We start from the raw sequence: 22695 nt of genomic DNA on the forward strand, positions 1-22695 counted from the left end.
AAATTCTATATGCATACAATCCGTAAAGCCGACGGTCATCTTTTTTTCACATTGTTTTTTACAGATCCATCACATTTATTGAAATATGTAAAATCTATGTTAAATCCGCTGTTTTTGCCAGTATTACCACGCCGAAGCGCTTGACAAATCCCCTCCGGAGTGATATAATCAGTATGTTTTGTAATACATTGTCCTTGGGTGATTTTTCCGCAGTTTTTGTCGGACGATACCCGAGGCAATACAATTTATTGGAGGAACATGAAATGAAACATTATCTTGAATCGACCGAGACTGTTCTCGAAGAAGTCAAAAGCTCTCCGGAAGGTCTTACTTCTGAAGAAGCTGCCAAAAGACTTAGCGAGTTCGGCAGCAATAAGCTGGATGATCCGCCTAAGCCGACACTTCTTGCCCGCTTTATAGAACAGTTCAAAAACCCAATGATACTCGTACTTCTTGCGGCAGCTGTTATTTCTGCCATTACAGGCATCATATCCGAGGGAAAGCTTGAAGCGGACGTATTCATTATATTGTTCGTTGTTATAGCAAATGCCGTTCTCGGCGTTTATCAGGAAAACAAGGCAGAATCCGCTATCGCAGCCCTTCAGGCTATGAGTGCTGCACAGAGCAAGGTATTCCGTTCGGGCGAACTCGTAGTTATCCCAAGCTCGGACCTCGTTCCCGGTGACGTTATAACCCTTGAAGCAGGCGACAACGTACCTGCCGACTGCCGTATCATCGAAGCAGCTTCACTCAAAGCTGAGGAATCAGCACTTACAGGTGAAAGTGTTCCATGTGACAAGGACAGCGAAAAGCTCTCAGGCGATGAAATACCGCTCGGCGACAGAAAAAACATGCTCTATATGGGCAGCAGCGTCGCTTACGGACGTGCCGAAGCTGTAGTAGTCGCTACAGGAATGAAGACAGAAATGGGTAAGATCGCAGGCGCTATCGCAGATGCCGAGGACGATGAAACTCCCCTTCAGAAGAGCCTTACTCAGCTCAGTAAGATACTCTCTGTTGCTGTACTTCTTATTTGTATATTCATACTCGTTATCAATGTTATAGAAATGCTCGTCAAGAACGGTGCTATAACTCTCCCGGGATTCCTTAACTCATTCATGATAGCTGTCAGCCTTGCCGTTGCCGCTATCCCTGAGGGACTTGCTGCTGTAGTTACGGTAGTTCTCTCGATCGGCGTTACAAACATGTCCAAGCGCGGAGCTGTTATCCGCCGCCTTACAGCTGTTGAGGCTCTCGGATGTGCTCAGGTAATATGCAGTGATAAGACAGGTACTCTCACTCAGAACAAGATGACTGTCGTACAGGAAAACACCGAGGACAAGCCTCTCCTTGCAAAGGCAATGGCTCTTTGCTGCGATGCAGTTCTCAATCAGGACGACAGCGTTGCAGGTGAGCCTACCGAAGCTGCTCTCGTAGCTTATGCACATAAGTGCGGTCTTAAGAAGTACGAGCTTGAAGCTCAGACTCCTCGAGTTGCTGAGGCTCCTTTCGATTCAATGAGAAAGATGATGTCAACAGTTCACAAGACCGAAAACGGTTATGTTCAGTACACAAAGGGCGCTCCCGACGAAGTACTCCGCAAATGTACACATATGCTGGACGAGGACGGAGAGGTACATCTCCTTTCAGAATCCGACAGACTTGAGATACTCAGCAGAAACAAGGAAATGGCTGACAAGGCTCTCAGAGTTCTTATGGCAGCTTACCGCGAATATGATCAGTTACCTTCAGATACAACTCCCGAGGGACTTGAACACGATCTCATCTATATCGGAATGACAGGCATGATAGATCCTGTACGTCCCGAAGTTAAACCCGCTATCGGCCTTTGCCAGACAGCAGGCATCCGTCCCGTTATGATAACAGGCGACCACAAGGATACTGCTGTTGCTATAGCTAAGGAGCTCGGAATCCTCAGCGAAGGTCAGAAGGCTATCACAGGTGCAGAGCTTTCAGCTATCCCTGATGATGAATTCAACAGAACTGTCGGCGATTACAGTGTTTATGCACGAGTTCAGCCTGAGCACAAGGTTCGTATAGTAAACGCATGGCGCAAGAAGAATATGACCACTGCCATGACCGGTGACGGCGTTAACGATGCTCCTTCCATAAAGAGCGCTGATATCGGCGTCGGAATGGGTATCACAGGTACAGACGTTACAAAGAACGTTGCAGATATGGTGCTTACCGATGATAACTTCGCAACTATAGTCGGAGCTGTCGAGGAAGGAAGACGTATCTACGATAACATCCGCAAGGCAATACAGTTCCTGCTTTCAAGTAACCTCAGCGAGGTGCTCTGCATACTCTTTGCGACCTTCATCCTCGCTCCCGGAAAGAGCATATTCAGTCCTGTACACCTTCTCTGGATAAACCTCATATCCGACTGCTTCCCTGCTGTTGCACTGGGTATGGAGTCCGCTGAACACGGCATCATGGAGCGTAAACCGAGAAGCAGCAATGCACATATCTTCTCTGACGGACTTGGTATAAACCTTCTCTGGCAGGGCGCTGTAATAGCAGTTCTGACGATAGTTTCTTACCTTATCGGCGCACAGACATCTCACGAAGCAGGTACAACAATGGCATTCATCACACTTTCAGTCTGCGAGATGCTCCACGCATGGAACATGAGAAGTCTCAGGGAATCGATATTCGCTATGAGAACACATAACAAGATGCTCATCTTCTCTATAATGTTCTCATTCATACTCATAATACCGATACTCTTTGTTCCTGCACTGAGAAACATCTTCTCACTCGTTAAGCTCTCAAGCATCAATTACGTTAACGCTTTCCTCATTGCAGCAGTTATAGTACCTGTTGTTGAGATAGTTAAGCTGATACAGAGATCATCAGCAAAGAAGAAGTAAATTCTATACCGTAAAACTGTACCGGTACATAAGTAATATATGTATTATCGGTGGAAAACCTTTCCTCAGAAAGGTTTTCCACCGAACCACTTTTTCAAAGACTTTTGCCACAAATTTTCAGCCTGATAGGGTGCTTATTCATAGTATCACTAAACAATAGTTTTACTTAAGCACCCTATCAGGCTGAAAATTTAAAGTAATGGCTCTGAAAATGATCAAGGGGAATCTTCTCAGAAGATTCCCCTCAATAACGCACATAAAACCACCGTACGAGTACAGTCCTGAGTTCAGAACTATGCAGTACGGTTTTAATAAGTTTTCATCATGTTCTGAACATAGCGTCTCATGTCGCTGTCCGATTCTACTGCGTGAGAGGCACTTACTATCTCCCATTTGTCCTTTGTGCTGAGAAGTGCGAATTTCCGCATAGCTTCGGGTTCAAGCGCAAGAGCCATAGAAAAGTTCATGGGAAGCCTGAAATTATCCATTTTATCACCCCATGATAAGGATTTCCCTTTACAGTTCAATAATTCGTACCAGCTTTTTCCATTGATTTATCTGTAGGTTATGGTTCCGCTTCATGCTGTAATGATTGACACTTTCCCCATAAAATGGTATAATGAATGCTGAAGCATCCATTATACTTTGATACAGATATCAACAATACGAAAGGGGTTGTCTATGAAAAGAATAGGTCTTGTTCTTGACGGCGGAGGCGGTAAAGGCGCTTATCAGATAGGTGTCTGGAAAGCTATGCGTGAAGCAGGCATTGATAAGTATATAAAAGCTGTTTCGGGAGCTTCTGTTGGAGGACTAAATGCAGCTTTATTCGTTCAGGGCGACTATGAAAAAGCCGAACGCATCTGGACTCGTGATATCGAAAAGATAAACGTCCTGCGTCTTGCGGAGTCCGTCAGGGACCTTATACAGGATGAAAACAACCTTGACCTTTCGGTATTCTCCGAAAGTCCCATAGAGTGCTTTATCGCTACATTCTGCAGCAATCAGGACGAGGATACTCCTCCCCACGCAGTTTACGGAGTTGACGGCGAAATAGAAAATATAGTATCGGGCAACATGAATTATTTCAGGATGAGATCAATGTCCCAGAAGGACAGAAAGGATCTGCTGTTCAATAACTCGATGTCCGCAAAGATTCTTCTTGCGACAAGTGCCATGCCGATATTATGCGGTCCGCAGGTCATAAACGGCATGTTCCACCACGACGGCGGCATAAAGGACAATTCCCCTGTATTTCCGCTGGACTGGGGCGGCGAGTTCTGTGATACTGTCATAATAGTCCACCTCGATCACATAAAGGGCATCGCCGACCGCAAGGAATACGGCGATATCAGGATATACGAGATATTTCCCGATGTTGCCTCGGACGAACTTGGGCTCCTCAGCGGCACACTGAATTTCAGCTGCGATCATGCAAAAAGGCTTATAGAGGCAGGCTACAGGGACAGTCTCCCCCTTATGCGCCAGCTGAGGTCATCGATAATCAGCACGGATATCTCAGAGGCAATTGACGAAGCTGAAAAAACAGTTCAGCAGAAAAAAGCCGATAACGCAAGAGATCTACTCGAAACCGAGAAAAAAATTCTTAACGGTATAATATAAACGGAGGATAAAATGAACGAATACAGCATCGTACCATCTGTACACGCAGAGGTCATCAGCACGATGACCGCATCGGAAAAAAATGAGCTTATAAGCGAACTCTCCTTCCTTCTTCAGAACAACGAATCAAGGATAAAGGTACTGAATGAAAGCGGTTTCCGTCAGCTTCTGAGAGTACTTACGGGAAAGGACAAGCAGATAAGGAACCAGATATCACTTGATACTAATACGTCCATAAAGATAGTACTGGACGTACTCATTGCGCTGAGCAAGGAAAACGATTCACTTAAGCTGAAACAGGCGCATTTGCAGAATCAGCTCACTGACATAAAGAAGTCCGATGACCTGCAAAGCATGTACCTCATAAGACTCCTCAGCGACATGCAGGATAAGGGACTCACCACCGCAGACGTTGAACCTCTCCTGACGGACTACAACGAAAAGCGCGCAAAGGCGATCGAGGAAGCCGCAGCTGCTGAAGCTGCCGCAGAAGCACTCCCCGACAGCGAAGAGCCTGAAGCTCTGCCATACGAAGAGGAAGAAGGCTTCGAGCCTGATATCAATATCGCCGAGCACAGAAAAGCCGCTTCGGACAGATATATCAAGGAAGTCGGCGAAAATACTTATAACAGCTCAGAGATAGCCGATATTACAGACCGTATCGAAGCAGCATCAGGAGCTTTCAGGGGCAAGGTACAGGGCGATATCATCGGATTCATCGATTTCTCAGGCAATAAGGACAATTTTGAAGGAATGATATTTACTTCCGAAGGTTTTGCCTATAAAAAATCGCTGTCTAAGTTCTTTGTCCGTTATGACGAGATAGAAAGCATCGACCTCAATATGAACCTCTACATAAACGGATTCTTCAGCAACGGCATGAACAACGCTGTTATTAACGAAAAGGTAAGAATAAAGCCTGCCGTTCTTAAGGACATGCTTGAAGCCCTCAGAGCAGCATAGGATACAATTCACTTGTATATATTATTGAGGGAAACCCTTTTGAAAAAGGGTTCCTCTGACGGAGGCGGTCTCCTCTGTCACTGCGTGACATCTCCTAACAGGAGCGATGACCCTCTGTCAGCTTTGCTGACATCTCCCTACACTGTAGGGAGTTACCCCGCACTGCGGGGAGTCACCCTCAAACTCCTTTCCTAAAACTTTCTGCCCCAAATTTTCAGCCTTGCATGGCACTCAATTACAGTTATCTGAAACCGTAATATTTCGTGAGTGCCATGCAAGGCTGAAAATTTAAAGTAAAGGCTCAGAAAAAGATCAAGAGGAACTCTTGTTCAGATAGTTCCCCTCAATACTACATATAGAGCCGATAACAATTATATACTACTTACTATTCAACGGAGGATTTTCTTTCATGTACTGATCGAGTATTTCCGCTGCCGTATTCACAAATCGTATGCAGGGACGAACCTTATAATACTTCGCAGTTCTCGCCTCAGGCATGGGAGAACTGTCCACATTAAGTCCCTTAAGCAGTTCACGGCAAATGATAGTACCGTGCTTTTCGCGGAATCGTGCTGCAAGCTCCTGTATTCTTGCGTAGTGCTCGCTTTTCTCCTTAATATCGTCCGTGGAAGTGTAGCCGTAAAGTAGTCCCGCAGCCATAAAAATAGCTGAACAAGCACCGCACACCTCGCGCATTCGTCCCATTCCGCCGCCAAAGGACGATGAGAGCAGAAGTGCGGTTTTTTCGTCCAAACCCGTAACATCGGTAAAAGCCGCAAATACTGCCTGAGCGCAGCTTCTTCCTTCGGCAAAAAGATCGCATGCCTTTTCAGCATGATCGGTATTCATATGATCCCTTCCTTTTTTTCAGTCTTACAGCAGCAGGCACAGTGAACCTCCGCCGCATCGGATGACAGAAGCACAGAAACTATCTCTGCAAGTGTACTTCCCGTAGTACATATATCATCCACCAGTAATATCCGCTTCCCCTTTACGGTATCAGGTTCGGGAACTCTGAAAGCCCCTTTCAGGTTTACCTGACGTTCCTTGAAATTCAGTTCCTTCTGCGGCATGGTATCGATATACTTCTCAACCGCCGCAACGTAAGGTATACCGCAGTTTTCGCTGATGATGCGGCAAATCTCAACTGCCTGATCGTAACCTCTTTCACGCAGGTCCTTGCCGTACATGGGAACGGGGACTATAATATCTGTACGTTCTGTGATACCTTCGGAACGAAGTCTGTCGCAGAGCGCATTTCCCAGCGCAAAAGCACTGTTACCGAGAGTTCCGTCCTTCATAAGTATTATGGCAGGCTTTATAGCCTCGTCATACACATATGCAGCGGTAAAGCTCTCAGCACCGCTTATGCAGAAGCTGTCAGAGTACACCGTAAGCTTGTCCTCACACTCACCGCAGAATCGTCCGTCGCTTTCTATAACTGTTCCGCATACGGGACAGCGGTTCGGATACAGCAGATGCAGTATACTCCGTTTTGTATTGCTTTTCATATCAGAAGTACATGTACAGCTGACACTTTATCATTCCGTTGTAAAGCTTTCGGCGCTTCTTTGCAGGAGAACCGAAAAACTGCTCAAACTGCTCATGGGGCGAGATTATATAGCTCTGACGGTTTCCGCCCTTTCCGAGAACACGTCCCATCTGTCTGTAGATGCCCTCAGCTTCACGGAGTTCGAGAAGACGTTCACCGTAAGGCGGATTGCAGATGACTATTGAATCCTCGGGCTGTCGGAAAGAGGAAATATCAGCCTGTTCTACCCTGATACGGGACTTGATGCCTGCCTTGTGAGCGTTATCGAGAGTCAGTGCAACAGCTGCATCGTCGATATCGAAGCCTATTCCCTCGAATTCAGCGGAACGATCCACCTGATCGATAGCACGTTTGCGTTCCTCCTGCCATACTTTACTGTCGATAGATGCCCATTTCTCAGCAGCAAATCTTCTGTTTATGCCAACAGGTATTTTAAGAGCCTTCATTGCCGCCTCTATCAGCAGAGTACCGCTTCCGCAGAAGGGATCGCACACAATTGAATCGGCTCTTACACGGGCAAGGTCAACTATACCTGCCGCAAGAGTCTCCTTGATAGGTGCAGCGTTGGAGTTCTTTCTGTAGCCTCGCTTATGAAGTCCCACACCGCTTGTATCAAGGTAAATAGTAACAACGTCCTTGAGGATGCTGAACTTTATCTGTATCGCAGGCCCTGTCTCGTCGAACCAGCTTACGCCGTACTTTGATTTAAGTCGCTCAACAGCGGCTTTTTTTATTATGGACTGACAGTCGGGGACGCTGTGCAGAGTTGAATCAAGCGAATAGCCCTTAACAGGAAAGGCATCGTTTACGCCGATGTACCTTTCAAGCTCTATAGCTCTTACGCCCTGAAACAGCTCCTCAAAGGACTCTGCACGGAACTCTATAAGCTCTATGAGTACACGCTCGGCAGTTGAAAGGCAGAGATTCGCTCTTGCCATGATGTTTTCATCACCTGTGAAGCTTATTTTTCCGTCGCTGACTTTAAGGTCTGTGCCGCCTATTTTTGTTATCTCATATTTCAGTACGCTTTCCAGTCCGAAATGACAGGGACAGCATAATCTCATTGTATTGCTCATATTATCTCCCTCTATAGGCAGACCTGCCTGCACCGAGTGCAGACAGGTCGTTTCATTGTGTATTATTGAACTGCCGGTTCTCCGCCGCCGACAGCAGCTGCACCGCTGTCAACGCCTCCACCGTTATAGTCAGCACCGCCGCCTGTGTAATCGATAGCGCCGCCGCCGACATCACCGCCTGTTCCTGCGCCTGCACCTGCATTAGGATCAACCCAAGTGTTTCCGCCTGTACCTGCACCTGCGTTAGGATCAACCCATGTGTTTCCGCCTGTACCTGCGCCTGCGTTAGGATCAGTCCATGTATTTCCGCCTGTACCAGCACCTGCACCAGCGTTAGGATCAGTCCATGTGTTGCCGCCTGTGCCTGCACCTGCATTAGGATCGGTCCATGTATTGCCTGAGTTATCGGTCTGACCTGAATCCACATAACCGCCGCCGTGGTTTCCGTTACATGTAGGAGCGTTAGTGGACTTCCAGTAACCTGTGATTCCCTTAGGACAATATGGTCCTGCGATCATACCTGTAGCGGTACACATAGGAGCTTCAATAACAGAAGCAACAGGCTCAAAGTCCTGAGGAGTATCAGTGAACATCGTATCAGCATATTCGCCGATTATGTTTCTCCATACCTGAGCTGATTTAAGCGAGGTAGGAAGTTCAAGAGCTTCATTGTACTGCTTGTATCCAATAGTGATACCGCTTACGAAATCGCGTGTCATACCAACGAATGTAAGGTCATACCAGTTATCGGTCGTACCTGTCTTACCGCAGACTGTCTTGTAGTAACCCTTAGCGGCAGTACCTGTACCATTTTCAACAACGTTCTTAAGGAGACGGTTCATTACCCATGCAGTCTCATCAGAAACAGCTTCTCTCGGGTTGCCGTCGTTGGAGTAGATAACGTTGCGGTTGCTGTCCTCGATACGTGAAACTATGTGAGCATCGTTGTAGATACCGTTGTTGCCGTAAGGGAGGTAAGCATTAACAAGGTTTTCAAGAGTTATACCGTATGTCAGCGAACCAACAGACAGAGGTGAATAAGCCTCGTCATCAGGATCGAGCTGCATACCCATTTTGTTCTTACAGAACTCGAATACTTCAGTAGGTGTAAGTGCCTGACAAAGCTGTGCAGGAACTGTATTGAAGGATTTCTGGAGGAAGTAGTAAATGAAGTTTGTGGCATGAGAGATACTGATGTTTCCGTCAACCGAGTAGTTGGTAGGCCACGGTTTGCCGTTTACTTCCATTATAGCCTCATCCTTGAAGGTCGAACCCCAGTGGATGTAGTCTGTTTCAAGAGCAAGTCCGTATGTCGAGATAGGCTTCATTGTAGAACCGATCTGTCTTGGCTCTGTAACAGCATAGCTGGTTGAAAGTGAGGATTCCTTTGGTCCCCAGTTACCTACCTGAGCCATTACCGAACCGTCATAGCGGAGTGCTACGAAGGCGATGTGAGGAAGATACTCCTCAGCCTTTCCGTCGTTATCAAGGTCAGCCCATCTTCTTACGTAATCAGCTGATACCATATTGTTGATGTCAAGGAACTTCTCCTCAACGTAAGCCTGCATCTGGGGATCGATAGTTGAATAGATCCTATAGCCGCCCTTGTTGATACGCTTGATAGCTTCTTCCTTGTCTATGCCGTACTGTTCCATAAGATAGCCGGCTGCCTCGTACATCATGGCATCGACTTCCCATGTATATATCTGCTGTTCGCTCTCCATCTTTTCGAGGTCGATCTCGGGGTGGAGCTTTCTGTATTCCTCTGTATCGGTATAGAGGATATGTGTATTCAGGTATTCCTGATACTCGTCATAGGTTATAGCGCCGTTCTTGTACATCTGCCAGAGAACGTACTGCTGACGCTCCTTGTTATTTGCCTTACCGTCGCGGATAAGGTTGCCGTCGTCATCGTAATACTCAACGAACGGACCGTACCACTCAGGGCTCTGAGGGATAGCGGCAAGTACGGCAGCTTCGGGAACTGTAAGCTCCTCAACGCTCTTTCCGAAATAACGTGTAGCAGCAAGCTGTATACCGTTGATAGGACCGCCGAATCCGATATAGTTGAGGTACTCTTCAAGGATCTCGTCCTTTGAGTAGGTCTTTTCAAGCTGCATCGCAGAGAAGATCTCACGTATCTTACGCTGCGGAGATCGCTCGTCATCACCTGTCAGGTTCTTGATGAGCTGCTGAGTGATAGTCGAACCACCCTGGTCGGTATTGTAGAAGTGAAGGAACATGTTAAGGAACGCCGAAAAGGTACGCTTGTAGTCAACACCGTCGTGGGTATAGAAACGCTCATCCTCGGTGTAAACGAAAGCGTTGCGGACGTGCTGAGGTATCTTATCGATAGAAACAGGGATACGCTGAACGTCCGTCTTTATGCTCTGGAGCACCTTTAACTGCGGCTCGCCGTTCTCGTCAAGCTCAGTACCGTAGAAATAGGTATCGCTTCCTGATTCAAGCTCTGAAAGTGAGATACTTGTAGCCTCCTCCATGAAGTCGAGGACGTAGACTGTAAGTGCAGTTGCTACGATAGTACCCGTAATTATCATTACCAGGAACAGTGAAAGCAGTGTGGTAGCTATTACCATGAAAAATTTCTTGAAAAAAGTGGCAACGGGATTCCGTTTTTTCTTTTTCACAGTTTTCTTCTGAGGCGCAGGACGCCTTCCATTAACACTATAATTGCTCATATATCATCTTGCCGCGATCCACGGAAAAGCGGCGGGATCTCCTTTCATTCTTTATTTTTTCGCATTAAAACACATCTTATATTATACCATATTTCCGAACGTTTGTTAATAGTACGGAAAGAAATAATTTAAGATTTGTATATTATATCAAAAAACGGACAAAATAGAAGTATGGTTTAGTCACATTTATTGATCATTGAGGTGATAAAATGTCAGGAATTATCGACAAACGGGTGTATTTTACATTTTTAACGGGACTTACTCTCTCGGGATTCATAGTTATCTGTACAATGGGACAGTCCGCACACCGCAGGAAGACTGCCGAGCGCATATCCGCAGGAGCGGCTTACGAATCCCTCCCCGACCGCATCGTAAAGGAATACAACGGCAGGATAGGTGTATTCGCACGGGGAAGCACAGTCCCCTACCGTGTCATAGACTACGATATCTCACTGCTTTCCGATTTCGACAGGATACAGCTCAGCGAGGGAATAGAGATGAACAGCGACTATGAATTACAGCGCTTCATCGAGGATATAGCTACCTGACGCCTTTGTCCGCAGGACGGTGCTTCTTCTTTTTCCTTACCGAAAAGCCGAAATCTCCGAGCTTTCTGCCAAGTGCGAAGTATTCGCCGTGTGCATAGGCAGCAAGTCCGCACTGCTGTAAATTCAGCTTGCCCTTGCTGTCGATGTATCTCTCGTCAACGTCCACACCGACTATCTCCGCCAGGAACATTGTATGTGAGCCAAGCGGCTTAACTTCGCTCACCCTGCATTCAAGGCTTACGGGACATTCGGTAATTATCGGTACACTTACGTTTGCCGCAGGTTCGATGTGGAAGCCGCATTTTTCAAGCTTATCCATATCTCTGCCGCTTTTGACTCCGCAGAAGTCTGTTTCACGCACCATAGCGGAGGTAGTGAGGTTGATAACGAACTCTCCCGAATCCTTTATAATATCGTGGGAATAGCGTTCGGGACGCACAGATATGTACGTCATAGGCGGACGAGTGCAGACGATGCCTGTCCAGCCGATAGTGAGAACGTTGCATTTCTCCATATTACCGCAGGTGACCAGTGCGGCAGGAACGGGAGCAAGCAGAGCACTGCCTTTCCAGAATTGTTTAGCCATAATCTCTCCTGACATCTGTATTTAGTATTTCACGATATTATTATACCACCATATAACTGCGAATTCAAGGATATAAATGCAAAATTTATGCAAAAATAAGCCGTCCCTTAGCAAAGGAACGGCTTATATAATTGTTTATTGAACGGATACTGTTGTTTCCTCCTGAGTGGGAACAGTTTCCTCAGCAGCATCGGATGTGCTTATCAGTGTCACCTCACGGAAGGTCATGGAAAGCTGATTGTTAGGCATACTGAAAGCCGCAAGCCGTCCGTTTTCGTCAACGGTCACGGTATAGTCACCGCCTTCAAGACTTCCGCTGATAAGGAGCATACCGTCCTTTTCCTCGCCTTTCAGCTCAGTAAGCTTTGCGGCAGTGTCCACAGCGTCCATAAGGTTCAGCATCATGGCTTTAACGGGAAGCGCCGAACGGGGCACTGAGAAGCTCAGTCCCTTATAGCTTGCTTCTGCGTTTCCTGCCTCAAATGAGAGGGTAACTCCGCTGAGAGTATTCGGCGACTTGAATTCTGCGGACCACACACCGTCCCCGAAACGCTTTACCTCGGCTTCTCCGCTGAATTTATCGAGGGTTATGCTCATTTCGGCGGTAAAAGCGCAGTTAAGACCGTTAGTCCGCTCAGAGCTGTTCTGCGCAGGTACCGCACAGCTGCTCAGTACAAACACCATAACAAATATGATCGCGGACGCAAAAAGTTTTTTCATAATGATCGCTCCGATCCTATAATATTGCTTTCACGTCCGTTTTTATCAGATCATATGTTGCCGAGCTGCTTCTCCTTGAGTATCCTGTAGGCATCAGGCAGACAGCTTATGATGTCACGGGGCAGCATTGCCTCCTGACCGTACTTATCCGCAGCAGCGTCACCTGCAAGGCCGTGTATGTAAACGCCTGCACAGCATGCATCAAATGGAGCATATTTCTGTGCGGCAGTTGCACCTATGATACCTGCAAGGATATCGCCGCTTCCGCCTCTGCTCATACCTGCGTTGCCCGTGTGATTAGCGGCAGTCTTATGGCTGTCGGCAACGAGTGTACCTGCACCCTTAAGGACAACTGTTATGCCGAATTTCTCGGCGTACTTCTCCGCAGTCATTATACGGTTATCGTTTATTGCAGCCGCATCGCAGTTGAGCAGTCTCGCCATTTCTCCCGGATGGGGAGTTATTATGACCTCTGACTTCCTGTTCAGTAATATATTTATGTCACGTGCTATACAGTTTATTCCATCTGCGTCAACTATCACGGGAACTTTTGCATTTGCAAGGACGAAGCGTACTATCTCGGCAGTATCATTTGTAACGCCCATTCCGCAGCCGATAACTATAGTGTCCGACTTTTCCATAGCGTCCAGAAGCGCATCCTTGCTGCTGTCAAAGAGCATGAAGCCGTAATCGTCCTCGTCGAGGGTGATGTAGGTAGCTTCGGGAGCAAGTACAGATACCGTATCAATGCATTTTTCCACCGATGCCACACGCACCATTCCTGCGCCGCCTCTCAGCGCTCCGAGAGCCGCAAAAGCTGCTGCACCTCGCATACTGCTGCTGCCTGCGATAACAAGTACGCTTCCGAAAGTACCTTTGTGGGCATCTCTTTCGCGCTTCGGCGGAAAGCCTGCAAGGTGCTTTCTTTCTATCCTGTAGTAAGTACGTTCGCCCTCTATGCAGTCGATAGCCATACGCGGGATACCGATATCTGCAACGGTTATCTTACCGCAGTATTTCTTCAGCGGGAACTGCGACATACCTGTCTTTATGTAGCCGAATGTAATAGTCTCGTCCGCCTTGAATACGCCTTTTGCAACAGTACCCGAATTGCTGTTTCCGCCGCTTGGTATATCAACAGCTATCTTGTATGCACCTGTACCGATATTGAACAGGGACATTATATCTTTATCGAGCTTGCCGTGGAATCCTGTACCGAACACGCCGTCCACGAGAATATCCGCATCTATAACTGCATGTCGGATATCCGAGAGGCGCTTTTTTTCGTTCAGGAGTATGTTCTCTATCGGAGAGCGCTCCTTCTTTTTGGAAATATCAGTGAGGTCTTTATCCTGAAGTGTCATGAAATCCAGTTCCGCAGCCTCGGCGGCAGCGGCTTCGTTTGCCGACTTATAGCCTGTTATGACGTTAACTCTTGAAGGGAGCTTCTCGAACATCTCCTTTGCAGGTTCTGCCGAAGGAGCTTTTATAAGGTTGATAACAGTAACTCTGAATCCTCTGTAGACCAGCAGTTCCGCAGCCACAAAGCAGTCTCCGCCGTTATTTCCCGAACCTGCAAGAAATACGATATGGGGCTGTTCCTTCGAGTTTTCACGGGTGCTGCACTCCTCGATGAGCTTAGCAAGTGCCTTTCCGGCGTTGAGCATGAGCTGTTTTTTCGATACTCCAAGCTTTTCCGAATGGTTTTCGATCTTCGCCATTTGTTTAGGTGTAACTATCTGCATTAATAAAGACCTCCTTTATATATCTGAATGGAGTTTGAGGGAAACCCTTTTAAAAGAATTTCCCTCAATATCAGGTATAAAATTATTTACAGTTGCTGTACATTAAACGGCTTACCAAACCTTATAATCGCCGTTGCCGATCTTGTAAGAAGTTCCGGGTACATAGAGTTCCTTAGGCTCGTGTCCCTCATCGTGAGCCTTCTTTACTTCTCTGAAAGCAACACTGTTGAATACGATCCTCTGAACGTCCTCCTGCGGAGGTCTTGTTGAGAGATACTCTATGAGCACCTGCTGTAAGTAGAAGTAAGAACGAAGCTGAGTCTTCTTGAACTCGATCTGTGAATCATCCTCGAGGAGGAAGAGGCTGTCGCCCTCCTGATAACCGAGAGTCATCTTAGCGAGTATCTCAGGGATGAATATTCTTATCTCGGCAGCAAGGTTCTTGTCGCCTGTCATATCCTCAAGAGTCTTAGCCATATCGTTGTAGTCCTCACGGCTGTTGATCTTTACCATCTTCTCGATAGCAGTCTTTGCAGCGTTAACTACAGTTTCCTTTGTGAATGGGCACTTGTCGTCCTCACGCTGTACGAAGATAGCGTACTGCTTCTCGCACATGAAAGTCTCGCTTGCATCCCATGTATCCATATAAGGCTTGAAATAGCGTCCGAGCTCGCTGCACACAGAACCGTTGACACGGATCTCAGCAGTTTCCTTATCCTTATACTTAGCAAGGTAGATCCTTACCCAGTAATACTTCTTTGAACCGAGGTACTTAGGGATCTCAGCCTTGATGTAGTTGATGAGCATTGTGGGAGTCTTGTTTTCTTCAACGCCGATCCTGACGATAGACTGTGCATACATATCGAAATCATAGTGCTGCATGAGGTAGTTGATGGAAACGTGAAGGCCGTTCTTCTTCTGATCAGCCTGCTCCAGCGGATGCCAGAGGCCGCCCATGAACATCTGTACAGCTATATTTACAGCTTCCTGAGGAGTCTTGCCCTGAGAGTCGATAGGCTCGATGATAGGCTCATCGAAAGCATCGTTTCTTACGATGAAGATGACCTGGATAATTGAAACTCCGTCCTTTTCCTCGTTTCTGCCGACATTTACATCGATAGTATAGCCGCCTCTCGGCATGATGATACATCCGTCATAGAGGTGACCGTTGAGTTTTGAGTTCAGTTCTTCAAGAGTTGCTGTCTTGACATCGAACTCCTTCTTTTCTTCCTTGTTTTCATTTGCCTGATTTTTTTTCTTGAATAATGCCACTTTGATCATTCTCCTTATTGATTATTTAGTGAACTTAGCCGCTGCCCAGCCGTCTTTTACATTGACGTCAAGTCGGGTGAAGCCTGTATTCTCCAGTGCCGAAAGAACCTCTTCCATTCGTTCCTCGATAATTCCCGAAACGATGAGAAAGCCGCCCTTCTTGAGGTAGCGGAGGAAGTATTCCTTCATTGCGATCAGAACATCTGCAACTATATTAGCTGTAATGATGTCATAATCGTCGTCTATTTTATCGGCAAGAGCCTTATCATCAAGGATATTGCCGAAATAAACCGTGTATTTATCCTGCGGGATGTTGTTTTTCTCCGCATTTTCCGCAGCAGTTGCTGCTGCATTCTGTTCTATGTCCACAGCCACAGCCGAATCTGCGCCGAGAAGCAGTGCACCGATAGAGAGTATACCGCTTCCGCAGCCGAGATCAAGGAGCTTATCGCCGCCCTTTATGCAATCCTCAAGCAGTTCAAGGCAGAGCCTTGTGGTGTGGTGCTGACCTGTACCGAAGCTTGACGCAGGGTCTATCTCCAGTATAGTTCGATTTTCGCCGTTGTCGGAATAATCTTCCCAGGAGGGCTTGATAACAAGCTTTTTGCCGACTTTCAGCGGTTTGAAATACTGTTTCCAGTTATTTGCCCAGTCCTCTTCACGGATGCTTGAAAGCTCAGCTTCAAGTCTTCCGTAGGCACCTTCGCTGTCTGCCGACTTCATCTCAGCCAGCATAGACCTGATAGACGCCAGCATATCAACTCCCTGACTGTTATCGGGGAGGTATACGGTGATGCAGGTCTCACAGCTTGAAAGTCCCATAAGGTCCTCGTCTATGTAATCCCACTGACCGTTTTTGTTTTCGAGGAACTCGTTGAAGTCATCGGCATCTTTGATAGCAAATCCCTTTATGCCTATGTCCATAAGCTTTGAACAGATAAGCTCGATGCCTTCGGTAGTAGTATAAATATCAACTTCTGTCCATTCCATTGCGGAACTCCTTTCATTCTGTTTCTTTGCAGATAAGCCCTATCATTGCAGTAATATCTGAGGAGTCCGTCTTACCGTCTCCGTTTACATCAGCCAGCGCAGCTTCCTTTTCACAGAATGCCGAAACGCCTTCGGGCTTTTCTTTATTGCTCATAATGAAGCGTACAAGCAGGTCGAGGTCGATATTGTCGATAACTCCGTTTCTGCTGATATCACCTGCTTCATACTCATCATCGTAGTAATCATAAATATAGCTCATATTGTCGAGGTCCACCCACAGATAGCGGTCGCCCGAAAGGAACTTGCCGTAGTTGCGATATCTTGCAACTATCTTCACAACGTCTCCTCGGTCCATTACGGCAGCTGTCTCACCGTCATCAAGTGGAGAAGTCATGACCTTTCCGTCGCCGTAGCCTGCATAGTAATACTCCTCAGGCTCTATGGGAGTACCCGTTACCTCGCCCGTTATCTTCACGTCAAAAGTAGTCGTAGTATAGACGTAGGAATTGACGTAAGCTTCAAGTATTATCTGATACGTACCGGGTTCATCGAATGAGGACTCTCCGGGAACGTAAGGCTTGTTCATATCCGAGAACGGGTAGTAATACTCGGTATAGACAGCGAAGCTTTTGGACTTGCCGTTCATAGGCTCGGGACTCAGTTTGCTCTCGCCCTTGTATCTGTCAACAACAGTTACCGAAGCAACACCGTCCGAGATATCTATAGGCTGATCCTTCTCGAATGAAAGTGTGGAAGGAAGCTTATCGATATTTACCGTAACAGAAGGCTCGTAGACTACAGGTGGTGTAAAGCCTGAAACATCGGGCTTTATTTTGCTTTTTACAAGTATATAGTCGAAATCGTTGGTATCTGTTCTTGTGATATTGCCGTAATAGCCGAACATATCCGTATTGTCAGTAGCGGGATCTATCATATAGACCTTATCACCTACTATTCCCTCCACCATTACCCAGTGGTGAGTATTAACGTTTACCAGCGGCCAGTAGCCCTCCATCATGAAGGACTTAAGCATATTGAGCTTTATATTCTTATCTGTAGTTCCCCAGTAGTAGGAATACTTCTCGGGAGCCCATACAACGCTCATTTCGGGGATGACCTGAGAGATCTTTGCCCAGCTTGAGATACCGCCCCAGCGGTTGAAAGCGTCCGCTTTTTTCAGCTGATTTGCGAAAACTCCGGGATTGAAGGATTCCTCGTTCCTGAGGCCTGTATGTACAGCGAGCATCGCAAGGGAAGTTACAAGGCATCCGCTTCCGCCGAGGCTTGCATACGACTCGGTGCCGAGCATTATACCGCTCCAGCGGCTGTCCATCTGTCTCCAGGAACGATAGCTCTCCGCAGCCTTTGAGTTAAGCGGACAAGCAAAGCTGCTTAACAGAAGTGTAAGTATCAACACCAGTGCGGTAACAGCACCCAGCGGTTTTCCGACTTTTGAACGTTCCATATTATGACCTCCATGATCATCAGGCTTTTTTACGCCGATTTTTTCTTGCTTCCTTATAGGCTTCATAGACTTTCACATATACGTCTATGGCAGTCTGCTTTTCGTTTTCGTCAAGCTCTGCGCCGCCGTAAACTGCCTTGTCGAACAGATCGGCAGCGGTATTCATATCCGCACCCGAATAACTCTGAACGTACTCCGACGCCTCATGAGTGGTTTTCTTTCCGTTGAGACCGTGCAGCTTATAGATACGCTTGATAATGCCCCTGACTGTATCATTGGGCGAACGCTTCCTGCAAATCATCAGGAAAAGCTTGTGAATAAGTGCAGGTGAAACAAGTATGAAAAGAAGTGCGATGACCGCAGCTATAAGGAGTATGATACCTGCCTTTGAAAGCAGACTTGTAGTGGATTCTCTCTCTACAACTTCCAGCTGATCGGTCATAGTAGGTTCAAAATCCATCCAGCCGAAGCCGCGTATATACAGCTCAGGGAATCCGTGTGCATCCTTGAGCCATACGGTATAATCCACGTTCCATGATTCGTCTCCTTCAAATGCCTCCTGTACTGAGTAACCCTCGCAGTATCTTGCAGGGATTCCTGCCGCACGGGCAAGGAGAGTCATGGCAGTGGCGTACTCATAGCAAACGCCTGTTTTTGAATCGAAAATGAAGTTCTCTACATTTTCGCCCATTTTTTTGCGGTATTCAAGGTCATAGACGTAGTTATTCTCGTAGAAATAATACTCCAGCGCCTTTGCCTTTTCGTAATCTGTTTCAAGTCCCTGAGTTATGGACTGTGCAAGCTCGTAAATTCTCTTGCTGTCACCGTAATCGAGAAGTTCATCCTGATATTTTTCATAATTCTTATCAGAAAATGCAACTTCCTTTGCAAGTCGGTCAAGATAATCCTTTGCCTCGTCGCTCTGAGTTTCACGGTATCTGAGGAACGCATCGCTCTCATAGAAAGCTTCGGCATCGCTTACGATATCTGCATAGTCATCCTCCGAAAAACGTGCAGCAGCCTTTGCATTGTAGTCATAGGTGAAGAACACATCGGGGATATAGTTGAATGTATACGTCTCGTTGTCCTTGTAGAATTCAAACTCCATGTAAACAAGTCCTGAATCAAGACAGGTCATTTTCTCGTCTGTACTGGAATCGGTATAGCTCTGTACAGATTGCGGCATAGGAGCTATCTTTCCGCCTCTCATTACCGTATATATCTTAGCTTCACGCTCTTTTGTGAGGGTGAGCTCCGAATAATCAAGATCTTCAAGACCATATTTCTGAGCAAATCCGCTGTCAAGCTTTGCAGCAAGGAGCAGTGCCTCTGTCATATGACCGTTTCCGTATATATTTATGGGGAACTCCTGATTCTTCGCATATATCGATTTATCAAGCATGGAAGCCCGCCAGCTGTCATTTTCATAGTCATATTTAGAAAAAGTGGTGGTCTTAAGGTGCATGGGATCCTTCGACCTGACATAATATACGGGAAGGTTGCTGCTGTTGTTCCTGAACTGATTACCGCCTGCGGTATCACGGAACGCATTCAGCATGGCATTTAGTCGGTCGGTAAATGCATCCGCACTTACGAGTGTTTCGAGTGCGGTTCTGTCCGCCTCTATTTTCGGCTTAGGAGTAAGAGTAGCGAAAAGTGCGAAAAGTACGGCATAGACCGTGACCGATTTCCAGACCTCTTTATGATCGACAGTGATCTTTTTGTCTGTCGAACATATCTGTCTCGAATATATCATAAGGAGTATATATCCAACTGAAAGAATCATTATATACCCTATCGGCATTTTAACATATTCCTTACCGTATATAGCAAAGGGGATAAGGAATATAAGGAAATTCATCAGTATCCTGTATCGGACGCGGTTGAAATAGTATATTACCGAAAGCATGAAGATACAGAATAGTATGAACATCGCAACGGTATACCATTTGTTATAGTCCACCGAGTCCTGCGGAGACATGAACCACAGTCCCCATGAGATAGGATAGCCGTCACGTCCCTTTGACATAGCCTTATCAGCAGCCGCACCAAAAAGGATATAGGTGATAATAAGCAGAAGTCCGCCTATGAGCTTGTGTTTCTTGACAAAGTCAAACAATCTGAACACTGCCCAGCCGATGATGAATGTCAGGATCCCGTATCCGATCTCTATCTTGTCACGGATGCTGGTTATCTCCTCGCTGTTATCACGATAGTGATACATGATAGACATCACAACTGCCACAGTATAAAGCAGAACAGGATCAAACACCGTTTTCTCAATGACATCTTTCCATGAGATTTTATTTTTAGTAATCGTCATATCTTATACCATTTTAAAGTTATTATCCCCGTCGAGGAACCACAACGGCAGATTAGTAGGATTCTCGGATTCGGCTGATACGCCGAGAAGACTTATCCTGTCGGGATCCTCGGTCATATTTGTATCGAAAAGACCGTTTCCGAAATCCGTAGATGCAATTATACATGCACAGGCGCTGTCGCCTACCTTATCAAGCTCGATGTGCCTGTCGGTCACGACCTTCTGAGCAAGGACCTTAAGCAGGAACTGTGAAGGCGAATCGATACTGTCGGCGCTTTCCACGACTGTCTCGGAATTCTGTCCGACATAGGCGAAGCCGCAGGCTATTCCCTGTTCTATCATAAGCTGAAGAAGTCCGAATACGGACTGTATGAGTTTCTCCTCATTTGCTACAGCTTCTGCCGCAGGAGTCTTGCTGCTGCGATAGATATCAAGTACTATCAAAGGCTGAACAGAGGCAACAGCCTCGTCGAGCCTTACCATAAGCTTCTGTTTTTTTGTGGAGAGCTTCCAGTTGACGCGCTTCAGCGGATCACCCTGAACATACTCGCGGTGCTCGTATCCGGGTGCTGTGTTCGCCGAGAACATCATGGAAGTATCGTTTTCTTCCTCTTCGTCGCTTGTAACGACAACATCAGCTATATTTCTGAACAGCTGAGAAGATGATTTTAGCTCGGGTATCTCGGGGATAACTCCTACGCTTACAGGTTCGGGAAGAGGAGCAGCTATCCTCAGACGCATAAAGCCGAGAAATCCGCTTACGAAAGCGTCTGTTATGCTTATCTCGCCGTTTCCGCCTGTAAGAGCGTCCACTTCATAGGTGAATTCTTCCGCTTCCTTTGAACCCGAAGAAAGACGATATATCATATTCTCCTGAGAGAATACCTCAGAAGCCTTTGTATGTATCTCAATGATGCTCAGCGGAAGTCTTCCGTTTTTTTCAACTCTGACAGTAACGCTGAGCTTGCTTCCCTTCTTCACATATCCGTCGCAGTCGATGCTGACCTTGACCTTTTTCCGCGAATAAAGCATGAATATCAGCGATATAAGCGGTGCGAAGACCAGAAAAGCTATAAGTATAACGCCCATTTCGCCGTCCACAAAGAGAGTGAATATCACCATAAGGAAGGCTACCACGAGCACAGCAAAAATACTTTTCATATCATCCTACCACTGAGGGAACAGCGCATGATGCAAGCACATGCTTTACATACTCCTCAGGTGTACCGAACTGACTCTTGCCCTGCGGCGAGAGGATAATACGGTGAGAAAGCACTGATACAGCAGTATTCTTTACATCATCGGGAGTTACATATTCTCTCTCATTGATATAAGCGAAAGCCTTTGCAGCCTTATACAGTGCGATACTTCCGCGGGGACTGATACCGAGAGTAGTATTTCTGTCTCCTCGTGTGGAATCCACTATATTGACCACATACTGCTTTACCTCATCCGATACTCTTACCCTGCGTACTTCCTCCTGCATTGCGACAACGTCATCAACATGCATAACGGGCTCCTGTATATTTCTTATGGGATTGTGGAGCTCAGTGCGTTCGAGTATCTTTATTTCTTCCTCCACTGAAGGATAGCCCATTGACAGCTTCATGAAGAAACGGTCCATCTGAGCCTCGGGAAGGTGGAAAGTACCGTAGGTTTCAACAGGATTCTGCGTAGCCATAACAAGGAAGGGCTTAGGGAGCTGATGAGTAGTACCGTCGAGAGATATCTGACGTTCTTCCATAGCTTCAAGGAGCGCCGACTGTACCTTCGGCGAAGCACGGTTTATCTCGTCCGCAAGGAGGAAATTGCATATTACAGCTCCTTCACGGTATATGAAATCTCCCGATTTTGAATCGAGCATAGTGAAACCGACTATATCGGAAGGCATTACATCAGGTGTAAGCTGTATACGGTTGAATTTACCGCCTATGGAACGTGAAAGAGCGGTAATGAGCTGAGTTTTTCCCACACCCGGAACGTCCTCAAGCAGTACATGACCTTCACAGAGAAGAGCGGCTATAAGTCTGAGGATAGTGTCGTCCTTACCGACGATGACCTGTCCTATAGACTCTGCAAGTTTGCTGATCCTGTTATTCATTAGCGAATACCTCGTAATTTCAGTGATTTAAACGGTAAATGCTTCACAAAAAATTGCGGGTCACATTTATCCATTTAATCATATTATACCACATCCGACAAATTACTGCAAGGGTCATATATATAAATTATGCGCCTG

The 22695-nt window shown here is 46.6% G+C and carries 18 protein-coding genes; 4 read left to right on the forward strand and 14 right to left on the reverse strand.

From position 1 onward, the window contains the following. Window positions 1–173 precede the first annotated feature (173 nt). Entirely contained in the window at window positions 174–2894 is a 2721-nt protein-coding gene (locus BT127_RS04625) for a calcium-translocating P-type ATPase, PMCA-type (RefSeq protein ID WP_082334898.1), read from the forward strand. A gap of 308 nt (window positions 2895–3202) precedes the next feature. On the opposite strand, the gene BT127_RS04630 is transcribed toward BT127_RS04625, so the two are convergent. Further along, on the reverse strand, window positions 3203–3382 hold the full coding sequence (locus tag BT127_RS04630) for a hypothetical protein (RefSeq protein ID WP_075423857.1): 180 nt from the start codon (window positions 3380–3382) through the stop codon (window positions 3203–3205). A gap of 193 nt (window positions 3383–3575) precedes the next feature. Here BT127_RS04630 and BT127_RS04635 point away from each other — a divergent pair, with 193 nt between their 5' ends. Continuing rightward, on the forward strand, window positions 3576–4517 hold the full coding sequence (locus BT127_RS04635) for a patatin-like phospholipase family protein (protein ID WP_075423858.1): 942 nt from the start codon (window positions 3576–3578) through the stop codon (window positions 4515–4517). 12 nt (window positions 4518–4529) lie between these two features. Further along, on the forward strand, window positions 4530–5480 hold the full coding sequence (locus tag BT127_RS04640) for a hypothetical protein (RefSeq protein WP_075423859.1): 951 nt from the start codon (window positions 4530–4532) through the stop codon (window positions 5478–5480). A gap of 378 nt (window positions 5481–5858) precedes the next feature. Here the strand turns inward: BT127_RS04640 and BT127_RS04645 are convergent, their stop codons facing one another. From BT127_RS04645 to BT127_RS04660, 4 genes are all read right to left on the reverse strand, one after another. Continuing rightward, on the reverse strand, window positions 5859–6329 hold the full coding sequence (locus tag BT127_RS04645; RefSeq protein ID WP_075423860.1) for a C-GCAxxG-C-C family protein: 471 nt from the start codon (window positions 6327–6329) through the stop codon (window positions 5859–5861). After that, a complete protein-coding gene (locus tag BT127_RS04650; RefSeq protein ID WP_075423861.1) occupies window positions 6326–6991 on the reverse strand; it encodes a ComF family protein in 666 nt (221 codons plus the stop codon). The genes BT127_RS04645 and BT127_RS04650 overlap by 4 nt, the downstream gene beginning before the upstream one ends. A gap of 1 nt (window position 6992) precedes the next feature. Continuing rightward, on the reverse strand, window positions 6993–8108 hold the full coding sequence (locus tag BT127_RS04655) for a THUMP domain-containing class I SAM-dependent RNA methyltransferase (protein WP_075423862.1): 1116 nt from the start codon (window positions 8106–8108) through the stop codon (window positions 6993–6995). A 62-nt stretch (window positions 8109–8170) separates the two neighbouring features. Then, a complete protein-coding gene (locus tag BT127_RS04660) occupies window positions 8171–10756 on the reverse strand; it encodes a transglycosylase domain-containing protein (protein ID WP_175541912.1) in 2586 nt (861 codons plus the stop codon). 260 nt (window positions 10757–11016) lie between these two features. Here BT127_RS04660 and BT127_RS04665 point away from each other — a divergent pair, with 260 nt between their 5' ends. Next, on the forward strand, window positions 11017–11355 hold the full coding sequence (locus tag BT127_RS04665; RefSeq protein ID WP_075423864.1) for a hypothetical protein: 339 nt from the start codon (window positions 11017–11019) through the stop codon (window positions 11353–11355). Here BT127_RS04665 and BT127_RS04670 read toward each other — a convergent pair. The 9 genes from BT127_RS04670 to BT127_RS04710 form a co-directional block, all read right to left on the reverse strand. Further along, complete coding sequence (locus tag BT127_RS04670; RefSeq protein ID WP_075423865.1) at window positions 11348–11941, reverse strand: flavin reductase family protein; 594 nt, start codon at window positions 11939–11941, stop codon at window positions 11348–11350. The genes BT127_RS04665 and BT127_RS04670 overlap by 8 nt on opposite strands. Window positions 11942–12076: 135 nt before the next feature. Then, a complete protein-coding gene (locus tag BT127_RS04675) occupies window positions 12077–12661 on the reverse strand; it encodes a hypothetical protein (RefSeq protein ID WP_075423866.1) in 585 nt (194 codons plus the stop codon). Between the two features lie 50 nt (window positions 12662–12711). Then, entirely contained in the window at window positions 12712–14406 is a 1695-nt protein-coding gene (locus BT127_RS04680) for an NAD(P)H-hydrate dehydratase (protein WP_075423867.1), read from the reverse strand. A 111-nt stretch (window positions 14407–14517) separates the two neighbouring features. Next, window positions 14518–15678 (reverse strand): DUF6348 family protein, encoded by a 1161-nt coding sequence (locus BT127_RS04685; RefSeq protein ID WP_075423868.1) that lies wholly within the window; start codon window positions 15676–15678, stop codon window positions 14518–14520. A 21-nt stretch (window positions 15679–15699) separates the two neighbouring features. Then, complete coding sequence (gene prmA, locus BT127_RS04690; protein WP_075423869.1) at window positions 15700–16668, reverse strand: 50S ribosomal protein L11 methyltransferase; 969 nt, start codon at window positions 16666–16668, stop codon at window positions 15700–15702. A 13-nt stretch (window positions 16669–16681) separates the two neighbouring features. Further along, the gene (locus BT127_RS04695; RefSeq protein ID WP_075423870.1) at window positions 16682–18133 is read right to left on the reverse strand and encodes a dockerin type I repeat-containing protein; all 1452 of its coding nucleotides are present in this window, start codon (window positions 18131–18133) and stop codon (window positions 16682–16684) included. Window positions 18134–18152: 19 nt separating this feature from the next. Then, complete coding sequence (locus BT127_RS04700) at window positions 18153–20456, reverse strand: transglutaminase-like domain-containing protein (RefSeq protein ID WP_075423871.1); 2304 nt, start codon at window positions 20454–20456, stop codon at window positions 18153–18155. 3 nt (window positions 20457–20459) lie between these two features. Then, window positions 20460–21617 carry a DUF58 domain-containing protein gene (locus tag BT127_RS04705; RefSeq protein WP_075423872.1) on the reverse strand — a complete coding sequence of 386 codons (1158 nt, stop codon included), beginning with the start codon at window positions 21615–21617 and terminating at the stop codon, window positions 20460–20462. 1 nt (window position 21618) lies between these two features. After that, window positions 21619–22557, reverse strand: a complete 939-nt coding sequence (locus BT127_RS04710) for an AAA family ATPase (RefSeq protein ID WP_075423873.1) — start codon at window positions 22555–22557, stop codon at window positions 21619–21621. Between the last annotated feature and the right edge of the window lie 138 nt (window positions 22558–22695).

Origin of the sequence: Ruminococcus sp. XPD3002 (assembly GCA_900119535.1) — a bacterium.
GTDB lineage: Bacteria > Bacillota > Clostridia > Oscillospirales > Ruminococcaceae > Ruminococcus > Ruminococcus flavefaciens_H.

Coding starts and splice junctions, on each gene's coding strand:
- BT127_RS04640 (WP_075423859.1), top strand. CDS start 4,530: ATGAACGAATACAGCATCGTACCATCTGTACACGCAGAGGTCATCAGC.
- BT127_RS04625 (WP_082334898.1), top strand. CDS start 174: ATGTTTTGTAATACATTGTCCTTGGGTGATTTTTCCGCAGTTTTTGTC.
- BT127_RS04670 (WP_075423865.1), bottom strand. CDS start 11,941: ATGGCTAAACAATTCTGGAAAGGCAGTGCTCTGCTTGCTCCCGTTCCT.
- BT127_RS04710 (WP_075423873.1), bottom strand. CDS start 22,557: ATGAATAACAGGATCAGCAAACTTGCAGAGTCTATAGGACAGGTCATC.
- BT127_RS04680 (WP_075423867.1), bottom strand. CDS start 14,406: ATGCAGATAGTTACACCTAAACAAATGGCGAAGATCGAAAACCATTCG.
- BT127_RS04665 (WP_075423864.1), top strand. CDS start 11,017: ATGTCAGGAATTATCGACAAACGGGTGTATTTTACATTTTTAACGGGA.
- BT127_RS04645 (WP_075423860.1), bottom strand. CDS start 6,329: ATGAATACCGATCATGCTGAAAAGGCATGCGATCTTTTTGCCGAAGGA.
- BT127_RS04630 (WP_075423857.1), bottom strand. CDS start 3,382: ATGGATAATTTCAGGCTTCCCATGAACTTTTCTATGGCTCTTGCGCTT.
- BT127_RS04655 (WP_075423862.1), bottom strand. CDS start 8,108: ATGAGCAATACAATGAGATTATGCTGTCCCTGTCATTTCGGACTGGAA.
- BT127_RS04695 (WP_075423870.1), bottom strand. CDS start 18,133: ATGGAACGTTCAAAAGTCGGAAAACCGCTGGGTGCTGTTACCGCACTG.
- BT127_RS04705 (WP_075423872.1), bottom strand. CDS start 21,617: ATGAAAAGTATTTTTGCTGTGCTCGTGGTAGCCTTCCTTATGGTGATA.
- BT127_RS04700 (WP_075423871.1), bottom strand. CDS start 20,456: ATGACGATTACTAAAAATAAAATCTCATGGAAAGATGTCATTGAGAAA.
- BT127_RS04650 (WP_075423861.1), bottom strand. CDS start 6,991: ATGAAAAGCAATACAAAACGGAGTATACTGCATCTGCTGTATCCGAAC.
- prmA (WP_075423869.1), bottom strand. CDS start 16,668: ATGGAATGGACAGAAGTTGATATTTATACTACTACCGAAGGCATCGAG.
- BT127_RS04635 (WP_075423858.1), top strand. CDS start 3,576: ATGAAAAGAATAGGTCTTGTTCTTGACGGCGGAGGCGGTAAAGGCGCT.
- BT127_RS04675 (WP_075423866.1), bottom strand. CDS start 12,661: ATGAAAAAACTTTTTGCGTCCGCGATCATATTTGTTATGGTGTTTGTA.